At 60.4% G+C, this 1,603-nt stretch carries 2 protein-coding genes; both read left to right on the forward strand.

All coding sequences use genetic code 11. The features are described 5' to 3' along the window. A partial coding sequence (locus VGN12_20245) for a CoA transferase (protein ID HEY4311789.1) occupies positions 1-531 on the forward strand: 531 nt, incomplete at its 5' end. Further along, a partial coding sequence (locus VGN12_20250) for a CoA transferase (GenBank protein ID HEY4311790.1) occupies positions 528-1,603 on the forward strand: 1,076 nt, incomplete at its 3' end. The genes VGN12_20245 and VGN12_20250, both read left to right, overlap by 4 nt.

Here is a 1,603-nt window from a genome sequence, read left to right on the forward strand (position 1 = left end):
CGGCAGCCTCCGTTGCAGCTACCGACAGCCGACGGCAAGTACATGATGGCGGTGATGCAGAATTTTGGCCGGCCGGTGTGGGAGAAGCTGATCAAGTGGATGGACGAAAAGGGCGTGACAGGCGAGCTGCACGATCCGAAGTTCCAGGACGAAACGTTTCGTATGTCGGAATACCGGACGGGCAATGTCATACGTGACGCCATCGCGCGTCTGATCGCCGCCAGCGATGGCGAAGAATGCTTCCATCGCGCGCAGTCTTACAACATCTCGTGGGGGCTGGTTCACGCCGCCGAAGAGAATTACGACGTCGCGCATTACCGGCAGCGCGACTATTGGCGCTCGATCGAGCATCCGCAGATTGGCCGAGCGATCCCGTATCCACGCGGTCCGTTCGCGTGTGATGCCTTGGGCATTGAGCCGCGCGGGCGAGCGCCGAATCTTGGCGAACACACCCAGCACGTATTGGCGGACGATCTGGGCCTGTTGGCCGATGCGATCATGGCACTGCGCACTTCGGGAGTCGTCCGATGAACACCCCCTCAACTGCCCGTCCCGGCGTGCTCAGCGGTGTGCGCGTTCTCGATTTCACCTGGAAGACCGTAGGTCCGTGGTCGGCGCGCTTGCTCACGCATTACGGCGCCGAAGTCATTCATGTCGAGCGTGCCGGGGGTTGGGACGATCACCGCTACAACGCAACCCCCAGCATCGTGACCGACGAGCCCAAGGTGGCTCAAACGCTGGGTTTGAATAAGGTCTATTCAGACCCCCAGTTCAACACGCATCGCGACGAGTCGGCTTCTGCCACCGAACGGCCGAAACTCTACGCCGCGCCTTACTTTAATACGCTGCACAACGGAAAGCTCGCTATCAGTCTCAACACCAAAAGTCCGGAAGGATTGAAGATCGTAGAGCGTCTCATCGGCATGTGCGACGCGCTGGTGGAAAACTTCAGTTCCGAGGTGTTGCCGGGCTGGGGCCTTACCTGGGAGCGGCTCCGCGCCATCAATCCTCGGCTCGTTTACATGAGTACGTCGGGTTTTGGGCACACGGGCGATTGGAAAACTTATCGCAGCTACGGGCCGACGGCCGCCGCGCAATCCGGTCTGACGCTGGCCTCGGGCTTGCCCGGCAAGCCGCCCGCGGGCTGGGGGTTCTCGTATCTTGATGTCATGGGCGGCTGGATGGGCGGACTTTCGCTGATCCAGGGTCTGCTGCAAGCGAAGAAGACGGGTAAGGGTTGCCATATCGACTACTCGGTCACTGAAGGGGCGATGTCGATGCTTGGCACCTACATGCTCGATTACCAAGTTAACGGGCGACGCACCCGTCGGCCGGATTTTCCGCCGGGCAATCGCGCGGTGTTTCCGGCCCTGGCCCCGCACAATACGTATCGTTGCGCAGGCAGGGATCGTAATGATCAGGATTGGTGGATCTTCATCGCGTGCGAGACCCAGGTACAGTTCGAAGCCCTGTGCTCTGTGATGGAACAGCCGGGTCTTGTCCTTGATACTAAATTCGCCACCAACGAGGCGCGGGTCACAAATCAGGCTGAGCTCGATCAGATCATCAGCAACTGGACGCGCCCGCGGCGACGCTACGACAT

The organism is Pirellulales bacterium, assembly GCA_036499395.1.
Lineage (GTDB): Bacteria > Planctomycetota > Planctomycetia > Pirellulales > JACPPG01 > JACPPG01.